At 72.3% G+C, this 16,073-nt stretch carries 15 protein-coding genes and 3 pseudogenes; 6 read left to right on the top strand and 12 right to left on the bottom strand.

Features of this window, described 5'->3' with window-relative positions; all coding sequences use genetic code 11:
• Window positions 1-81: 81 nt before the first annotated feature.
• Window positions 82-1,050: a diacylglycerol/lipid kinase family protein gene (locus ACGRHY_RS08255; protein WP_394634734.1), complete on the bottom strand. Its 969-nt coding sequence runs from the start codon at window positions 1,048-1,050 to the stop codon at window positions 82-84.
• Window positions 1,051-1,155: 105 nt separating this feature from the next.
• Here ACGRHY_RS08255 and ACGRHY_RS08250 point away from each other — a divergent pair, with 105 nt between their 5' ends.
• Window positions 1,156-1,605, top strand: a complete 450-nt coding sequence (locus ACGRHY_RS08250) for a hypothetical protein (RefSeq protein WP_394634733.1) — start codon at window positions 1,156-1,158, stop codon at window positions 1,603-1,605.
• Between the two features lie 49 nt (window positions 1,606-1,654).
• Here the strand turns inward: ACGRHY_RS08250 and ACGRHY_RS08245 are convergent, their stop codons facing one another.
• The 4 genes and pseudogenes from ACGRHY_RS08245 to ACGRHY_RS08230 form a co-directional block, all read right to left on the bottom strand.
• Window positions 1,655-2,761 carry an RNA polymerase sigma factor SigF gene (locus ACGRHY_RS08245; RefSeq protein WP_394637965.1) on the bottom strand — a complete coding sequence of 369 codons (1,107 nt, stop codon included), beginning with the start codon at window positions 2,759-2,761 and terminating at the stop codon, window positions 1,655-1,657.
• Window positions 2,650-3,063, bottom strand: a complete 414-nt coding sequence (locus ACGRHY_RS08240) for an ATP-binding protein (RefSeq protein ID WP_093847771.1) — start codon at window positions 3,061-3,063, stop codon at window positions 2,650-2,652. Before ACGRHY_RS08240 ends, ACGRHY_RS08245 begins: the two co-directional genes overlap by 112 nt.
• Before the next feature lie 257 nt (window positions 3,064-3,320).
• A pseudogene (locus ACGRHY_RS08235) lies at window positions 3,321-3,835 on the bottom strand (GNAT family N-acetyltransferase).
• A gap of 55 nt (window positions 3,836-3,890) precedes the next feature.
• Window positions 3,891-4,736 carry a 1-aminocyclopropane-1-carboxylate deaminase/D-cysteine desulfhydrase gene (locus ACGRHY_RS08230; protein ID WP_394634732.1) on the bottom strand — a complete coding sequence of 282 codons (846 nt, stop codon included), beginning with the start codon at window positions 4,734-4,736 and terminating at the stop codon, window positions 3,891-3,893.
• An 844-nt stretch (window positions 4,737-5,580) separates the two neighbouring features.
• On the opposite strand from ACGRHY_RS08230, the gene ACGRHY_RS08225 reads away from it, so the two are divergent.
• Entirely contained in the window at window positions 5,581-6,084 is a 504-nt protein-coding gene (locus ACGRHY_RS08225) for a DUF2267 domain-containing protein (RefSeq protein WP_394634731.1), read from the top strand.
• Here the strand turns inward: ACGRHY_RS08225 and ACGRHY_RS08220 are convergent.
• Together ACGRHY_RS08220 and ACGRHY_RS08215 are read right to left on the bottom strand one after the other, a co-directional pair.
• Complete coding sequence (locus ACGRHY_RS08220; protein WP_394634730.1) at window positions 6,068-6,811, bottom strand: potassium channel family protein; 744 nt, start codon at window positions 6,809-6,811, stop codon at window positions 6,068-6,070. The genes ACGRHY_RS08225 and ACGRHY_RS08220 overlap by 17 nt on opposite strands.
• The gene (locus tag ACGRHY_RS08215; RefSeq protein ID WP_394634729.1) at window positions 6,804-8,159 is read right to left on the bottom strand and encodes a TrkH family potassium uptake protein; all 1,356 of its coding nucleotides are present in this window, start codon (window positions 8,157-8,159) and stop codon (window positions 6,804-6,806) included. Before ACGRHY_RS08215 ends, ACGRHY_RS08220 begins: the two co-directional genes overlap by 8 nt.
• A gap of 233 nt (window positions 8,160-8,392) precedes the next feature.
• Here ACGRHY_RS08215 and ACGRHY_RS08210 point away from each other — a divergent pair, with 233 nt between their 5' ends.
• Window positions 8,393-8,563 (top strand): hypothetical protein, encoded by a 171-nt coding sequence (locus tag ACGRHY_RS08210; RefSeq protein ID WP_394634728.1) that lies wholly within the window; start codon window positions 8,393-8,395, stop codon window positions 8,561-8,563.
• Window positions 8,564-8,610: 47 nt separating this feature from the next.
• Here ACGRHY_RS08210 and ACGRHY_RS08205 read toward each other — a convergent pair.
• Window positions 8,611-9,184: pseudogene (locus tag ACGRHY_RS08205) on the bottom strand (class I SAM-dependent methyltransferase).
• Window positions 9,185-9,325: 141 nt separating this feature from the next.
• Between ACGRHY_RS08205 and ACGRHY_RS08200 the strand changes: the two are divergent.
• Entirely contained in the window at window positions 9,326-10,417 is a 1,092-nt protein-coding gene (locus ACGRHY_RS08200; RefSeq protein WP_394634727.1) for a cation diffusion facilitator family transporter, read from the top strand.
• An 88-nt stretch (window positions 10,418-10,505) separates the two neighbouring features.
• Here ACGRHY_RS08200 and ACGRHY_RS08195 read toward each other — a convergent pair whose 3' ends face one another.
• On the bottom strand, window positions 10,506-10,859 hold the full coding sequence (locus ACGRHY_RS08195; RefSeq protein WP_394634726.1) for an ASCH domain-containing protein: 354 nt from the start codon (window positions 10,857-10,859) through the stop codon (window positions 10,506-10,508).
• Between the two features lie 1,118 nt (window positions 10,860-11,977).
• A complete protein-coding gene (gene sodN / locus ACGRHY_RS08190) occupies window positions 11,978-12,373 on the bottom strand; it encodes a superoxide dismutase, Ni (RefSeq protein WP_093661405.1) in 396 nt (131 codons plus the stop codon).
• 167 nt (window positions 12,374-12,540) lie between these two features.
• Here sodN and sodX point away from each other — a divergent pair, with 167 nt between their 5' ends.
• The gene (gene sodX / locus ACGRHY_RS08185) at window positions 12,541-12,957 is read left to right on the top strand and encodes a nickel-type superoxide dismutase maturation protease (RefSeq protein WP_394634725.1); all 417 of its coding nucleotides are present in this window, start codon (window positions 12,541-12,543) and stop codon (window positions 12,955-12,957) included.
• On the opposite strand, the gene ACGRHY_RS08180 is transcribed toward sodX, so the two are convergent.
• Entirely contained in the window at window positions 12,876-13,490 is a 615-nt protein-coding gene (locus tag ACGRHY_RS08180; protein ID WP_394634724.1) for a CGNR zinc finger domain-containing protein, read from the bottom strand. The two genes, sodX and ACGRHY_RS08180, sit on opposite strands and share 82 nt — an antisense overlap.
• 100 nt (window positions 13,491-13,590) lie before the next feature.
• On the opposite strand from ACGRHY_RS08180, the pseudogene ACGRHY_RS08175 reads away from it, so the two are divergent.
• Window positions 13,591-14,406 (top strand): annotated as a pseudogene (locus tag ACGRHY_RS08175) (class I SAM-dependent methyltransferase).
• 135 nt (window positions 14,407-14,541) lie between these two features.
• Here ACGRHY_RS08175 and ACGRHY_RS08170 read toward each other — a convergent pair.
• Window positions 14,542-15,747: an NAD(P)-dependent malic enzyme gene (locus ACGRHY_RS08170; protein WP_394634723.1), complete on the bottom strand. Its 1,206-nt coding sequence runs from the start codon at window positions 15,745-15,747 to the stop codon at window positions 14,542-14,544.
• Window positions 15,748-16,073: the final 326 nt, after the last annotated feature.

The raw sequence follows: 16,073 nt of genomic DNA, 5'->3' as shown, positions 1-16,073 counted from the left end.
TGTCAACTAGGTCACAGCCGTACTTCCAGGGGGTGGAACCTGGTCTAAACGTTCGAGTGAAAGGACTTTCACCACATCCACTTACACAATCACACGCAGTGCACGGCGTACGCCTGTGAACGTCACGCTCGTACGCAGTCCCAGGTGGTCACCGTCCATCTGAAACGGCAGTGGCACCTGCGATTCCAAGGTGAAGTCGGTCAGGTCGTGGAGCGAGACCGCGTGCTTGCCGTGCGGGCCGCGCTCGGGCGAGGAAGTCAGCAGCTGGGTGCCGTAGCGGGTCACCGCGGAGGGGGTGAGCCGGGTCAGTCCGAGCACGTCGAGGGCGGTGTCGAAGGAGGCGCGGGGGGCCGCGTACACCGGGCGGTCGCCCAGATAGGTCCAGGGCGCGGTGTTGCAGACTATGGACAGCGCCAGCTCCTCGACCGGCTCCTCGCCGGGCCGCCGCAGAGTGATCGTCCCGTGGCGGCGGTAGGGGTCTCCCAGGAACTGCCGTACCACCTGGCGCACGTAGAGGGCGTGCGTCGAGCGCCTTCCGCCCTCACGCTTCTGCTCGACCCGGCCCACCACACCCGCGTCGAAGCCGAGGCCCGCGCAGAAGGTGAACCACCGGGGCGGCACCTCCGCGTCGTCCGTCCCCGGCGTACCGGCCGCCAGGCCCAGGCCCACCGTGCGCTCACCGCCGGAGTTCAGCGCGTCCAGCAGCGCGCCCGTGGCCTCCACCGCGTCGTTGGGCAGCCCCAGGGCGCGGGCGAAGACGTTGGTCGAACCGCCCGGCACGACCGCGAGGCGGGGGAGGGCGTCGGGAGCGGGGCCGGCGTGCAGCAGTCCGTTGACGACCTCGTTGACCGTGCCGTCGCCGCCGAGCACGATGACCAGCTCGATCTCTCCGCGCTGGACCGCCTGCCGCCCCAGGTCGCGCGCGTGCCCCCGGTACTCGGTGGTGGCGACCTCCAGCTTGAGGTCGCTCGCCAGGGCGTGGATGAGTACGTCGCGGGTGCGGGCACTGGTGGTGGTGGCTGCCGGGTTGACCACGAGGAGCGCGCGCATGATGTGCAGCGTACCCAGCCGTTCGCGGCCGAGACGGACGGCCCTGGGACGGACGGCCCTGGGACGGACGGCGGTCCGGAGGTCCCGTCCCGCTACCCTGGCGGTGTGACCACGGACGCATCCTCCGCCGACTCCCCCCGCTCCGCCGACTCCCCCCGGCCCGGGTGGGTCACCGCCGCGGCCGCCGTCGTGGCGGTGCAGGGAGTGGTGGTCGCAGGCCTGGGAGCGACCATGCTGGTGATGCTGCTGACCGGCGGCCGGGCCGACGACACGGTGCAGGCCCTCACCGGAGCCGCGACCGTGCTGGCACTGGCCGTGCTGCCGCTGGCCGCCGCACGGGGGCTGTGGCTGCGGCGCCGGTGGAGCCGGGGACCGGCGGTGATCGTCCAGATGATGGCGCTTCCGGTGGGCTGGCAGATGGCTCAGAACGGCGGTGTGTGGCTCGCGGCCGGAGCCGTCATCGCACTCACCGCGCTGGCCGTGCTCGGCCGTCTGATGAGCCCGGCGGCGGCCGGGGCACTGGGCATCGCCCCGCGCGAGCCCCGGGACGCCTGACCGGAGCGGCAGGCGCCCTGCCCGAAGGCCCCCGCTCCCCGCTGCTCCGCTACTCCTCGATCAGCAACCGGTCGCGCAGCTGGGCCAGGGTGCGGGCCAGCAGACGCGAGACGTGCATCTGCGAGATGCCGACCTCCTGGGCGATCTGCGACTGGGTCATGTTGCCGAAGAAGCGCAGCAGCAGGATCTTCTTCTCGCGCGGCGGCAGCTCCTCCAGCAGCGGCTTGAGCGATTCCCGGTACTCCACGCCCTCCAGGGCGTCGTCCTCCGCGCCCAGGGTGTCCGCGACGGCCGGGGACTCGTCGTCGGTGTCCGGGACGTCCAGGGAGAGCGTGCTGTAGGCGTTCGCCGACTCCAGGCCCTCCAGAACCTCCTCCTCGGAGATCGACAGCCGCTCGGCCAGCTCGTGGACGGTCGGGGCGCGGCCGTGCTGCTGGGACAGCTCGGCGGTGGCCGTGGTCAGCGACAGCCGCAGCTCCTGGAGCCGGCGGGGCACCCGCACCGCCCACCCCTTGTCGCGGAAGTGCCGCTTGATCTCGCCGACGACCGTGGGAGTGGCGTAGGTGGAGAACTCCACGCCGCGCTCCGGGTCGAAGCGGTCCACCGACTTGATCAGGCCGATCGTGGCGACCTGCGTCAGGTCGTCCAGCGGCTCTCCGCGGTTGCGGAAGCGCCGCGCCAGATGCTCCACCAGCGGCAGGTGCATCCGCACCAGGGCGTCGCGCAGCTCGGCGCGCTCCGGGGAGCCCGCCGGGAGGCCGCGCAGTCTGACGAACAGGTCCCGTGCGCCGCTGCGGTCCTGGGGATCCGGCTGGCGGTGCACATAGGCGGCCTTCTCGCCGGCCCCTTCGTCCTCGCGCATGTCGTGCTGGTCCTTCATGGCAACCGCCCGCTCTGCCCGCTGATCAGGCTCGACCGGATGGGGCCGGGCGTGCTGCTCGGGAATGACCGGGCCCGCCGCCTTCTCGTGGCGGCCCGTCCGCGTTTCGCTCTCCAGGTCGTTCACACCGACCCCCTTGTCCCGTACCGGCCCGTGTGTGCCGGTCACGGCGCCCCTGGGCCGGCGCCGCGCTTCTTGTGCAGGCTGATGCTGACCGTGCGGTCCTCGGCCACGGCCGAGTCGACCTCGCCCGCCAGTGCGGAGAGCACCGTCCAGGCGAAGGTGTCGCGCTCGGGGGCGCGGCCGTCCGTGGTGGGTGCCGAGACCGTCACCCACAAAGAATCCCCGACGAGGTTGAAGACGCAGCTCAGTACGCTGCCGGGGACCGCTTGCTGGAGCAGGATGGCGCACGCCTCGTCGACGGCGATGCGCAGATCCTCGATCTCGTCGAGGGTGAAGTCCAAACGGGCCGCGAGACCGGCGGTGGCGGTACGCAGAACCGAAAGGTAGGCGCCCGCAGCGGGCAGCCGGACCTCGACGAAGTCCTGCGTCCCGGGCTCGCCTGCGATCTGGGACACCCTCACCTCCAAGGTGGCACGAGCTGGTGGCTGCCGTGTACGCCCGTCCGGCGACCCCGTCCCAACGGGGCAACGGGTCAACGGGTCAACGGACGGGCGCGGCAGATCGTTCGACTGCGACGCTATCGCGATCCGGGTCATGCTGTCGCCCGGGCCGAGGAGGCACCCTTCCTGCGATCGTCACCCATAGTAAACACATGGGCACTTTCCGTGGCTAGGGGTCTGCGGTGCCCAATTCCTCTTCGGCCGTCCCGGGTTCACAGCGCCGCGGGGCCGCCGTTTGTTCCCGGCCCTCCGGGGGATCCCGGCGCCCGCTCGGCCGCCAGTGCCCTCAGGGGCTCGCCGGAGAGCCGGTGGACCGTCCACTCGTCCATGGGTTCGGCGCCGGGTGACTTGCAGAAGCCGATGGCGGGCTCGTTCCAGTTCAGTACCCACCACTGGAAGCGTTCGTAACCCCGCTCGGCGCAGACCTCGCGCGGCGCGGGCCACGGCAGGGCCCTGCCGTGGCCCGCGCCGCGCGAGGCCGGGCGGACGTACTACAGGCCCTCCGGGTACACCCCGTGGGGCCGGTCCAGGTCGAGAAGCCGAGGAACCACAGGGCGAAGCCGACCGGCTCGCCGCTGTCATCACCGCTGTCATCGCCTCTTCCGTCGTCCTCGGCGATCAGGGCGAAGACGGCCGGGTGCTCGCCGGAGAGGGCGTCGCGCAACTGCTCCTCGGTGGCCCCGTCGTGCTCCGGTGACCGCTCGTGCTCCGCCGGCCCGCGGATCATGTCGTGGACCGCCGGGACGTCGGCGGGGACGGCCGGCCGGATCGTGCGGGGAAGGCTAACCGGTGACCACGGCGGCCACCGTCGTCCCCCGGGGGAAGGCGCCCTCGCCGGCCAGGGCCGCCAGGCCGTACAGCATCTTGGCGACGTACACGCGCTCCAGGCCCGGCAGCCCGTGCCTGGCCTCGAAGCCCCGGGCGAAGGACTCCAGCGCGCCGGTGGTGCGGGCGAAGCCGCCGCAGTGGAAGCGGTCCTCCACCGTCCACACGCCGCGGAGTCCGCCGAAGGCGGCGTGCTGGAGCCGCTCCACCTCCCCGGTGAGGAAGCCGCCCCGCAGGGCCGCGAAGCCGATCGCACGCTGCCCGCCGGCGAGACCTGCGGCGAGGCCGGCGAGGGTGCCGCCCGTACCGCAGGCGACGGCCACGACGTCCGCCGCGCCGCGCAGCTCCCGGCCCAGCTCCGCGGCGCCCCGTACGGCCTCGGCGTTGCTGCCGCCCTCCGGTATGAGGCGGAACGGGCCGAAGCGGTCGCGCAGCGCGGCCGTCCACTCCGGATCGCTCCTGCGGCGGTAGTCCGCCCGTGTCACGAAGTGCAGCCGCATGCCGTCGGCGGCGCAGCGGGCCAGGGAGTCGTTGAGGGGCCGGCCGGCGAGCTCCTCGCCCCGCACGACCCCGATCGTCGACAGGCCCAGCAGGCGCCCGGCGGCGGCGGTGGCGCGCAGATGGTTGGAGTAGGCCCCGCCGAAGGTCAGCAGCGTGCGCTCGCCGGCCCGCGCGGCGGCGCGCAGATTGGGCACGAGCTTGCGCCACTTGTTGCCGACGAGATCCGGGTGGACCAGGTCGTCCCGCTTGAGCAGCAGCCGGACGCCGTGGCGCGAGAAGTGCTCGTCGGCGGCTTCGGTCAAAGGAGAGGGAAGTCGTGGGGTGAGGGACTCCGGGGCGGCCAGGGGCGCTTGGGGCCCAGGGGGCCCAGGGGACCCCTGGGGGCCGGACGGGGGACGCGGCGCGCTGCTCACCCCGCCATTGTCACGCCGGTGTGGCACTCCGTGTCACCGGTCGGCCGTACACGGTGGAAGCCCGTACGGGCACCGCCGGGACCGCGTCCGGCACCCCGCGGCCGCGCGCCGACGGCGGATTGCGGTTGCGACGGCATATGCCCGCCGAGGGTGCGGGGGCGGGCCCCCGGAGGGGCGTGCGGAAGGACGGCGCGCCTCGCGGAAGGGAGGCGCCCGGCGGGGGTGCGCGGACGCGGGGCCTCCCCGCCTCTTCGCGGAGGGGTGTGAGATCGGTCATACGGCCCATCGGACTTTTCCTCCCCCAACCCACTCCAGGTCGAGGGCCGTAGGCCCGCGAGGTGAAGGGAGGTCGAGGTCAGCGCCTCGGGGGGCCGGGAGGGAGGGGCGCTGGGCGGGCGCGCTCCCGTGTGCCGTCACCGCAGGTGGCCCGTGTGCCTTCGTGAACGCCGCGACCCGTGCCGTATGAAAGCGCTTTTCCCGGGCACATAGGTGTACGCCCCGGTCGATGGAAGCTCGCTGTCGCGCCTCCCCCGGGCCAGGGCTGATACGAGGTGGCTGCGTACCTCTGAGTCGACTGTTGTCAAGTTTTCTTGACCTGGGCTATACAGATGGGCGGAGGGCATTGCACTCAGTGCCGCACCGCCGACTGCCCCGCGCTCCTGGCGGGGCAGCGGGCGACGGCCCGTGCCGACCACCTCACCGGTACCAGTCAGTACGGAAGGGGAGATGGATCATGCGGTGGAGCGAGTTCGTGGCGCAGGTACGCGAGCGGGGGCAGTACCCGACGGCCAGGGAGGCGGAGCGCGTCTCCCGGATCGTGCTCTCGGCGCTCGGCGGCCATCTCACCGGTGCTGAGCGCACGGAACTGGCCGTCCGCCTTCCGCAGGAGGGCACGCGCGTGCTGACCGACCAGCCCAAGGTGGTCAAGCCGCTCAGCGGTGCGCAGTTCGTCGACAGCGTCGCGGCCCGCATCGAGGGCGCGACCCCGGCAACGGCGCGCTGGGACGTCAGCTCGGTGCTGAGCGTGGTCGCCGAGCTCGCCGACAAGGACCTGCTCGACCGGATCATCGACCGGCTGCCGCCCGGCTACGCCCTGCTGTTCGGGCGCGCCCAGCTCGCCCGCCGGCCCGACGGCGTTCGGGGGCGGACGCGGGATCCCGTGAGCCCCTGGCCGGTGTCGGGCCGGCGCCGGGGGCCGGTACCTCGCGGGCGGGCAGGAGTCACCGCAGTTCGCTGAAGCGCTCGGTCTGGCGGGTGCGGCCGGCGACGATGATGGTGTCGCCTTCCTCCACCACCGTGTCGGCTGTGGCGTAGGTGAAGCCCTCGCCGGGCCGTTTGATGGCGACGACGGTGACGCCGTGCCGGGTGCGCACCCCGCTGTTGCCCAGCGTCAGGCCGACGATGTCCTCCGGTGGGCTGGTCTTGGCCATGGCGAAGTCGTCCTCGAACTCGATGTAGTCCAGCATCCGGCCGCGCACCAGATGGGCGACGCGCTGGCCCATGTCGTGTTCGGGGTAGACGACGTGGTGGATACCGAGCTGGGTGAGGATGCGGCCGTGGGGCTCGCTGGTGGCCTTGGCCCATACGCTGGGGATACCGAAGGAGACCAGCAGCGAGGCGGTCAGGATGCTGGCCTCCAGGTCGGTGCCGATGCCGACCACGGCCCGGTCGAACTCGTGGACGCCGAGCTGGTGCAGGACCTCCTCCTTGGTGGAGTCGGCGCGTACCACGTGGGTGAGGGAGCCGGACAGGCTCTGCACCACTTCGGCCCGGTGGTCGATGCCCAGGACCTCGGTGTCCTCGTCGGCCAGTTCCAGGGCCAGGGCGCTGCCGAAGCGGCCCAGGCCGATGACGACCACGGAGTCGCGGCGGGCCTCGCGGCGGCGTGCCTCGCGGTGGCGGGGCCTGGCGCCACGGCCCTGGTCCGGTGCGGCCTTCTTGCTCGGTGCGGGGTGCTTAGCCAATGACGGGTCGCTCCTCGGGCAGGTCGTACATGCGGGCGCGTGGGCGCAGGGCGAGCGCGGAGGCCACCGTGATCGGGCCGAGGCGGCCGATGAACATCAGCAGGACCAGCAGGATCTGCTCCGGCGCGGGCAGGTCGGCCGTGATGCCGGTGGACAGCCCCACGGTGGCGAAGGCGGAGGTGACCTCGAACAGGGACCGGTCGAGGTTGATGTCGGTGAAGACCATGAACACGATCGTCGAGGCGGCCACGGCGGCCACCGAGAGCAGGACGACGGTCAGGGCCTGGCGCTGGACGTCGCCGTGCAGGCGGCGGTGGAAGATGTTGACGGCGCCCTCGCCGCGGACCTCGGCGTATATGACGAAGAACAGCACGGCGAAGGTGGTCACCTTGATGCCGCCGGCCGTTCCGGCGCTGGCGCCGCCGATGAACATCAGCACGTCCATGCCCAGCCAACTGGCGGGGTTCATCTGGCCGATGTCGAGGCTGTTGAAGCCGGCGGTGCGGGGCATCGCGCCGCCCTGGAAGAAGCCGGCCAGCAGCTTGCCGGGCACGTCCAGCGGTCCGAGGGTGGCGGGGTTGGACCATTCCAGGGCGGTGATGAACACGGTGCCGCCCGTCAGGAAGATACCGGTGCCCCACAGTACGATCTTGGTGTGCAGGGACCAGGCGCGCGGTCGGCGCAGGCGGCGGCGCAGCTCGAACAGCACGGGGAAGCCCAGTCCGCCGGCGATGACGGCGAAGGCGATGGGCAGACAGATCCACGGATCGGTGACGAATCCCATCAGACTGTCGGTGTAGAGGGCGAAACCGGCGTTGTTGAACGCGGAGACCGCGTGGAAGACGCCCAGCCACACCGCCCGCGGCCAGGGCTCGTCGTAGCCCAGCCCGAACCGCAGGGTCAGCGCCGCGGCGGTAATCGCCTCCAGGAGCAGGCTGACCTTGACCACCCCGGCGACGACGGAGCGCACCTCACCCAGTCCCAGGGTCTTGGTCTCCGCCGCGGCCGTGAGGCGGGCGCGCAGCCCGAGGCGGCGGGAGACCAGCACCACCAGCAGGGACGCGAAGGTCATGATCCCGAAGCCGCCGACCTGGATCAGCGCGAGGATCACTCCTTCGCCGAAGCCGGTCCAGTAGACCGGGGTGTCCACCACCACCAGCCCGGTCACGCAGACCGCCGAAGTGGCGGTGAACAGTGCCTGGAGCAGATCGGCGCCGCCGGGCCCCTCCCTGGCGACAGGGAGCATCAGCAGCACCGTCCCGACCGCGACGGCCGCGGCGAAGCCGGCCACGACGACCTGAGCCGGATGCCGGAACCGCAGCCGACGCCAACCCAGGCGGGCTACCACAGAGCCCCCGTTCCGTTACAGGAACGGCTCTCGCACGTATGCACCAGAAGACGATAGCCACTCCGTCGCCTGGGCTCGTGCCAGGGGCGGGACTTGCCTAAAGTGTTGCCCATGACACCTGTTCTCCGGCTGTCACCGGAGCTGTCCACGGCGGACGTCGGGAGGCCGGTGAGCGTCCCCGCCCACCGGGTGCGCGCCGCCGGCCGGCCGCACCGGTGCCCGGGGGGGACCAGGTGAGGGGGCCCCTCTTCGACAGCGGTGTCCGCAGGACCATCGCCGCCCTGGCAGTCGCCGCCGTGGCCCTGGTCACCGTGGGCTTCGTCCTGGAGATGGTCTGGCTCTTCGGCGTCGGCGCGTGGTTCCTGATCACGGCGGGCCTGCTGGAGATGATCTACCGCCCCTGAGACCGTACCCGCCGCCCCGGCCGCCGCCCCGGCCGGCGGCCGGGCCGTTACGGGTGGGCGATCGGCGCGTACCGCTCGTCGTCCGCGGTACGGCCCCACAGGTCGGGGTCGTCGCCGAGCGGCTCGACGCACAGGCCGGTGACGAGAGGGCGCAGGGTGGCGGCCAGGTCGTCGGCGCCGATGCCGCCGTGCCGGGGCAGCGTCTCCGCTCCGGCGACGTAGGGGGTGCCGCTCTGCCGGATTCCCGCCAGCGTCCTTCGACGAGGACCAGCCGGCCGCCGGGGCGCCGGCGGCCGGTCCACTCGCGCAGCGCGGTGTGCGGACCGGGCAGGGTCCACAGCAGGTGACGGGCCAGGATCACGTCGAAGGTCCGGTCGCCGGTGGGTGGTGCCGCGGCGTCGCCGGCCGTGAACGTCGCCGCGTGTCCGGCGGCAGGAACAGCGATCCGGTGCCGCAGCCCACGTCCAGGACCTCGGCCGGGGCGGGCGGCGCCCGCTCCCGGAGCCGGTGGGCCCAGGCCCGGCAGGTGCGCTCGGCACGCAGGCCGTGGTCGGGTTCGTCGTCGAAGGAGGGCGCGGCCGCGCCCCGGTAGCCGGCGATCGCCGAGGAGGTGTCGGTCATGGCTGCAACCCTGTCGGAAGCCTGTGACATCACCCCTCGTCGGCAAGGGCTTCCGGAGCGAATCCGCGAGCGTGTCGCACCTGGTCACAGTCTGTATATCGGCAGTAGCCGCAATGGGTTTCCTGTGCCACGGTGGGCCGCATGGAGGGGACTGAGCACGCACACGATCACGGATCCGCCCACCGGCACGAGCACGGGCACGGGCAGGGCGGGCATCGTCACGACCACGGGCCGGGCGGCCGGTGGTCCCGGATACGCCACCGGGCGGCTCACCTGTTCACCCCGCACTCGCACGAGTCGGCCGACAGGGTCGACCGCGCGCTGGAGTCCTCGGCCCGCGGCCTGCGCGCGCTGTGGGTCTCCCTGGCCGTGCTGGGTGTTACCGCCCTGGTCCAACTGGCCGTGGTGGCGATGTCCGGGTCGGTGGCCCTGCTCGGTGACACCGTGCACAACTTCGCCGACGCGCTGACCGCGGTGCCTCTGGGGATCGCCTTCCTGCTCGGGCGCCGGGCGGCGACCCGCCGCTTCACCTACGGCTACGGCCGGGCCGAGGATCTGGCCGGAGCCGTCATCGTGGCCACCATCGCAGCCTCCGCCGCACTGGCCGCGTGGACCGCGACCGACCGGCTGACCGACCCCCGGGACATGGAGCACATCCCGGCCGTGGCCGCCGCCGCGGTCACCGGCTTCATCGGCAACGAGTGGGTGGCCCGCTACCGGATCCGGGTCGGCCGGCAGATCGGCTCGGCCGCCCTGGTCGCCGACGGCCTGCACGCCCGCACCGACGGCTTCACCTCGCTGGCGGTGCTGCTCGGCGCCGGCGGCGCCGCACTGGGCTGGAGACTGGCCGACCCGATCGTGGGCCTGGCGATCACCGTGGCGATCCTGCTGGTGCTGCGCGACGCCTGCCGTGAGGTGTTCCACCGGGTCATGGACGCCGTCGACCCCGGCCTGGTCGACACCGCGGAGAGGACCCTGCTGGGCGTCGAAGGCGTGCGCGGGGTGGGTGAGTTGCGGATGCGCTGGATCGGCCACCGGCTGCGTGCCGAGGTCGCCGTCGTCGTCGACGGAGAACTCAGCGTGTGCCGGGCACACCGGATCGCTGTGGAGGCCGAGCACGCACTGCTGCACGCGGTTCCGAAACTGACCGCGGCCCTGGTGCACGCCGACCCGGCACCCGCCCCGGGCCAGACGGACCCGCACCTGGCCCTGGCCCACCACACGACCACCTGAGCCCGCGCCGCCCCCGCCCGCCGAACGCGACGGCGGGCGGGGCCGCACTCGGCCGCGCCGAGTTTTGGGTGCACACACGCTTGGAGCCCTACAGGGCGCGCTCAATCTGGATGGCGAGGGCGCCGGGGGCTTCCTTCTCGGGCGGGTAGATGGTGCGGATGTTGACGAGCTGTTCCTCGCGGGTGGCGGTGGGGCTGATGTTGGCAGGGCCTTCGCCGTCGAGGAGGGCTTCGAAGTCGTCGTACGCGGTCACCCGCTTCACCCGTACGTCGCAGACCTCGTCGGTGTCCTTGGTCCGGAAGCGGATGGTGTCGCCGGCGGCCATGTCGGCCAGGTGCGGGTAGCGCACCCGGACCTCGATGTTCTTGCGGCCCGCGGCGACGAGGTCGAAGTAGCGGCGGTAGAGGGTGAGATGGTGGACGCGGGTGGTGGTCTCGGTCATGTGCGGGTGTGGCTCCTTGGTGCGGGCGAGGCCATCAGACGGTTGATCTCGGCGGTCGAGTGGTCGGTCGGCGTACTCGTCCAACGAACCGCTCTGCGGCCGGGTGTCGAGCGTCCGGAAGCCTTTCCCACGGGCAATCCGTCTGCGCCCATATCAGGAGGCCAGGGCTGCGATCCGTTCAGGGGCTTCCATGACCTTCGCTTCGTTGCGGTGGGGGCGAATGCCTTGCGGACTTCCTGGCGTCTCCGCCCCGGTAACCGCATGGGGAACGAGTCCGGCTCGGACGGGGGAGGTCGTCTGGTTCGAGGTCACCCCTGGTGACGCCGGCCTAAGCCCCGAGGAGTCGACCGGTCGGGCCGGGCTGACGGCGACTTGCCGCTCCGGTAGTTCGCCCCCTCAGGTCACCGCGTAGCCAAGCGCCAGCCCTCGCCGCGCCTCTTGCCGGCGCCGGCGGGCGGACCCGCGCTGCGCACACCGCACCCGACGCATTCGCCTCGCAGAGCTGACAAGGCCTCAGCGGTGCTGCTCCCGTCCGGGTGTCGACGGACCGCACCCTGCGCGTGAAAGTCATCGACTCATGCGGCATGACGTGCACGTTCCGCCACAACGAGGGCACCCCGGTCAGCTCGGACAACCGCGCCCACAGCTCGTCGCCCTGGCGAGGGATACGGGTCACGCGGTGAGCGTCACCTCGAACGTGGAGAACGGCGCGGAAGTCCTGTCAGCTCGACGGCGTCACCTACGACCTCGACACCTGGCCGGACCCGCCCACCTTCCTGGAGATCGAGAGCACCTCCGAGGACGCCGTCCGCAAGGCGGTCGCCGAACTCGGCCCGGACTACGATCAGGCCCGCTTCGGCAGCATCGACCTGATCTACAGGAGCGAACCGGGCCGCGACATCCTCGCCGAACCCACCCTGCTGTTCACCCGGTCGGTTTCCCGAGCGACCGACGCCTGCCTTGCCCCCGCTGCCGGAGGCGCCTGCCGCGCGGCCCGTGACCGGCCGGAAAGGGCCGCACCCGGCTCGCGGCGGGTTCCGGGCGGAACCCGGCGGGCCGGGTGCGGAAGGAAGGACCGGTAGGTCCTGGAGGGCCGGGGCCGGGCCCCGGAGCCCGGGTCAGGCCTTCTTGGTCTCCCAGAAGATCTTGTCGATCTCGGCGATGAGGTCCAGCAGCTTCTGGCCCGTGGCCGGGTCGGTGGAGCCCTTGGCGGCCGAGGCGGCCTTGAGGGCGTCGTTCACCAGCTGGTGGAGCTGCGGGTACTTCTCGAAGTGCGGGGCCTTGAAGTAGTCGCTCCACAGCACCGAGATGTGGTGCTTGGCGAGCTCGGCCCGGTTCTCCTTGATGTACGTCGCACGAGCCCGGTAGTGCGGGTCGTCGTTCGCCTGGTACTTCTCCTGGATGGCCTTGACCGACTCGGCCTCGATGCGTGCCTGGGCCGGGTCGTAGACGCCGCAGGGAAGGTCGCAGTGGGCGCTGACCTTCACCTTCGGGGCGAACAGGCGGGAGAGCATAGAGCTGTCCTTCCTCGTGATCGTCTTCTCACGTGCGAGATTACTCCGTGAGGAGCGTCTTTTCGCGTGTGCCCCCACTCGCCCGGGACAAAAGTCCGAGGGATACGGGGACCAGGGGGGTACACAGGGAGGGCGCAGGGGCGAGGACGGGACCGGAGGTGCGGCGGATGCCGGAGCGGGCGGACGAGCAGGAGGGCCGCGGGCTGCTGCGGATCGGGCTGGCCGAGGTCTACAACCCGTCGATGGAGCCGACGCTGCGCCCCGGCGACCTGCTGGTGGTGCACTACGGGGGAGTGGTGCGGCCCGGGCACGTGGTCGTGGTGCGGCACCCCTTCCAGCACGACCTGCTGATCGTCAAGCGGGCCGTGGGGCGGCGGGACGGCGGCTGGTGGGTGCGGGGCGACAACCCCTCGGTGCGCAACGACAGCCGCGAGTTCGGGGTGGTGCCCGACGAGCTCGTGGTGGCGCGGGCGTGGGTGCGACTGCGGCCCCTGCGGCAGGTTCAGCGCACCCCGGGCGCGTTGCTGGGCTGGGTCCTCTCGGCGCTGCGGCCGCTGTTCTCCAGGCGTTTGCGGGCCCGGTAGGCGGCGACGTTGGCGCGGGTGGCGCAGCGGTCGGAGCAGTAGCGCCGGGAGCGGTTGGTCGAGGTGTCCAGATAGGCGTTGCGGCAGGGTTCGGCCTGGCAGATGCCCAGCCGGTCCACGCCCAGGTCGGTGAGGTGGAAGGCCAGGCCCATGCAGGCGACGGCCGCGTATCCGGCGGTGGCGTTGGCGGGGTGGTCGGCCAGGTGCATGTGCCAGCGGGGGCGGCCGGCGTCGTCCAGGTGGTCATGGCCGGAAATCTGCGGACTGGCCGGAAACTCCATCAGCAGGGCGTTGAGCAGGTCCACGGCCCTGGTCTCGTCCCCTTCCGAGGCGGCCGTGAAGACCGCGCGCAGCCGTGTGCGCACTCCCCGCAATCGGGTCACGTCGGCCTCCGTGGCGCGCCGCGCGGCGCTCTGGCCCGGGCCGAAGAGGGCGCGTACGGCCTCCACGGAGGTGAGCGTGTCCTCGCCGCGCCGCGGCTGCTCGGTGTTGACCAGCCGTACGGCGAAGTCCGAGTAATAGTTCAGTTCCACCTGTGGTCCTTACGGGGGGCACTCTATGGTCGCGGCGAGGGGTGGGTAAGGGTTGCCTGTCGGTACAGGCTATTACGTATCCAGGGCGCGGGAGGTTGTCGTGACGGAGGCGGACACGGAGACCGGGACGGGGGCGGGCGCGCCGGCGGGCACGGCCGGGGGCGAGCGGTGGAGGCGCTGGCAGGAGAGCCGGGACCGGCAGCGGGAGTGGTACCTGCCCGACCGGGAGGAACGCTTCACGCCGATGCCCGACGCCGTCGAGGCGCCGGTGGGAACCGGGCCGAAGGTGCTGGACCCGGCCTGCGGCACGGGAGGCATCACCGGCCGGCTGCTGCGCCGGTTCCCCGGGGCCGTCGGCACCGTGGTCGATCCGGACCCTGCCCTGCTGACCATCGCCCGCGGTCACTTCGCCGCCGAACCCCGCGCCGCGTTCGTCACCGCCGACCTGCGCGATGCGCGGTGGACGGACGCCATGCCGCACCGGGCGTACGACGCCGTGCTCACCTCCACCGCGCTGCACTGACTGCGCACCGACGAACTGCGTGTGCTGTACGGGCGGCTCGCGGGCGTCCTGCGGGACGGCGGGATCCTCGTCAACGCCGACCGCATGCCCGACCCCGCCACACCCCGGATCAACGAGGCCGTGAACGCCTTCCACCGGGCGCGGTGTGAGCGGGAGAAGGCCGCGGGCACCCGGGACTGGGCGGACTGGTGGGCGGCGGCCGCCGATCCGGTGCTGGCGGAGCCGGCCGCCGAGCGCCTCCGGATCTTCGGGGACCCGGTGGCGGGGGACCACGCCGACGGCGGGACGCCGTCCGCGGCCTGGCGTGTGGAGGCGCTGCGCGCGGCGGGTTTCGCCGAGGCCCGGACGGTGTGGGCGTCGCCGGCCGACGCAATGGTGCTCGGCCTGAAGTGACCGGGGCCGGCGGGTGACCGGCCTCCGGACCCGGATGTGGTCCGGAGGCGGGAAGGCCGCGGGGGCGGTACGGGCCGGGACGTCCCGGCCCGTACCGCCCCCGCGCGGCCGTGTCACACGGCGCTCAGCCGGTGCTCAGCGCCGCGCCACGCCCTCCGCGCGGGCGGCGGCGGCGACGGCGGAGGTCACCGCCGGGGCGACCCGCTCGTCGAACGGGGAGGGGATCACGCAGTCGGCGCTCAGCTCGTCGGCGACCACCGCGGCCAGCGCCTCGGCGGCGGCCAGCTTCATGCCCTCGGTGATCTTCGAGGCCCGCACCTGGAGGGCGCCGGCGAAGATGCCGGGGAAGGCGAGGACGTTGTTGATCTGGTTCGGGTAGTCGCTGCGGCCGGTGGCGACAACCGAGGCGTACTTGCGGGCGATGTCCGGGTGGATCTCCGGGGTGGGGTTGGCCATGGCGAAGACGAAGGCGTCCTTCGCCATCCTCGCGACGGCCTCCTCGGGGACCGTGCCGCCGCTGACGCCGATGAAGACGTCCGAGCCGTCCATCGCCGACTCCAGCGACCCGCTCAGTCCGGCCTTGTTGGTGAAGCCCGCCAGCTCCCGCTTGACATCGGTGAGGTCGGTGCGGTCGGCCGAGACGATGCCCTTGCGGTCGCAGACCGCCACGTCGCCGATGCCGGCCTCCACCAGGATCCGGGCGATGGCCACCCCGGCCGCGCCGGCTCCGGAGATGACGGCGCGCAGCTCGCCGAGCGCGACACCGCGCAGCCGGGCGGCGTTGCGCAGCGCGGCGAGCGTGACGACCGCCGTGCCGTGCTGGTCGTCGTGGAAGACCGGGATGTCCAGGCTCTCCTGGAGCCTGCGCTCGATCTCGAAGCAGCGCGGAGCGGAGATGTCCTCCAGGTTGACGCCCCCGAAGGAGGGCGCGAGCCGGACGACGGTCTCCACGATCTCATCCACGTCGGTGCAGTCCAGCGCGATCGGGACCGCGTCCACGCCGCCGAACTGCTTGAAGAGGATCGCCTTGCCCTCCATCACCGGCAGCGACGCCTGCGGGCCGATGTCGCCCAGGCCCAGCACCGCGGTGCCGTCCGTGACGACCGCGACGACCTGCGACTTCCAGGTGTAGTCGTGGACCAGTTCCGGCTGCTCGGCGATGGCGCTGCACACCTTGGCCACACCCGGCGTGTAGGCCAGGGAAAGGTCGTCCGCGTCCCGCACCGGCACGGTCGCCCGGACCGCCATCTTGCCGCCGCGGTGCAGGGCGAACGCCGGATCGATGGCCGACTCGACGCCGCCGTCCAGCTCGCCCTGGGAATTGACGATCTCCGCTGCCACTGTTTGACCCCTTTGCTGAAATTCCTGATCGAGGGTGGCCGCTGCCTGGTCGAGGCGCGGGCGGGCACCACGTCCGCGGCCTGTCCGGCGGATGGGGCCGCCGTCGAGGGGGTAACGGACGCCGGGCGCGTCGCACTCACGCCCTGGTCCCCGGGTGAGGGGTGTAACTGCTCTTTCTACCGGATGAGCGGCACCACGCACGAATGTCTTCCGTCTCACCGGCTGCCCGCGAAGTGCACCGGACATGGGCCATCCTGGGCAAAGAGCCTGTAGGGAAGGTGGAAGACCGCTTAACGCCACAGGAGGGGAGTGACGAAGCTCTCCCC

It is taken from the genome of Streptomyces shinuiensis (assembly GCF_043660855.1).
Classification (GTDB): Bacteria; Actinomycetota; Actinomycetes; order Streptomycetales; family Streptomycetaceae; genus Streptomyces.
This window is presented reverse-complemented; position numbering and strand designations above follow the sequence as displayed.

Coding starts and splice junctions, on each gene's coding strand:
- ACGRHY_RS08195 (WP_394634726.1), bottom strand. CDS start 10,859: ATGACCGAGACCACCACCCGCGTCCACCATCTCACCCTCTACCGCCGC.
- ACGRHY_RS08225 (WP_394634731.1), top strand. CDS start 5,581: ATGCGGTGGAGCGAGTTCGTGGCGCAGGTACGCGAGCGGGGGCAGTAC.
- ACGRHY_RS08200 (WP_394634727.1), top strand. CDS start 9,326: ATGGAGGGGACTGAGCACGCACACGATCACGGATCCGCCCACCGGCAC.
- sodX (WP_394634725.1), top strand. CDS start 12,541: ATGCCGGAGCGGGCGGACGAGCAGGAGGGCCGCGGGCTGCTGCGGATC.
- sodN (WP_093661405.1), bottom strand. CDS start 12,373: ATGCTCTCCCGCCTGTTCGCCCCGAAGGTGAAGGTCAGCGCCCACTGC.
- ACGRHY_RS08255 (WP_394634734.1), bottom strand. CDS start 1,050: ATGCGCGCGCTCCTCGTGGTCAACCCGGCAGCCACCACCACCAGTGCC.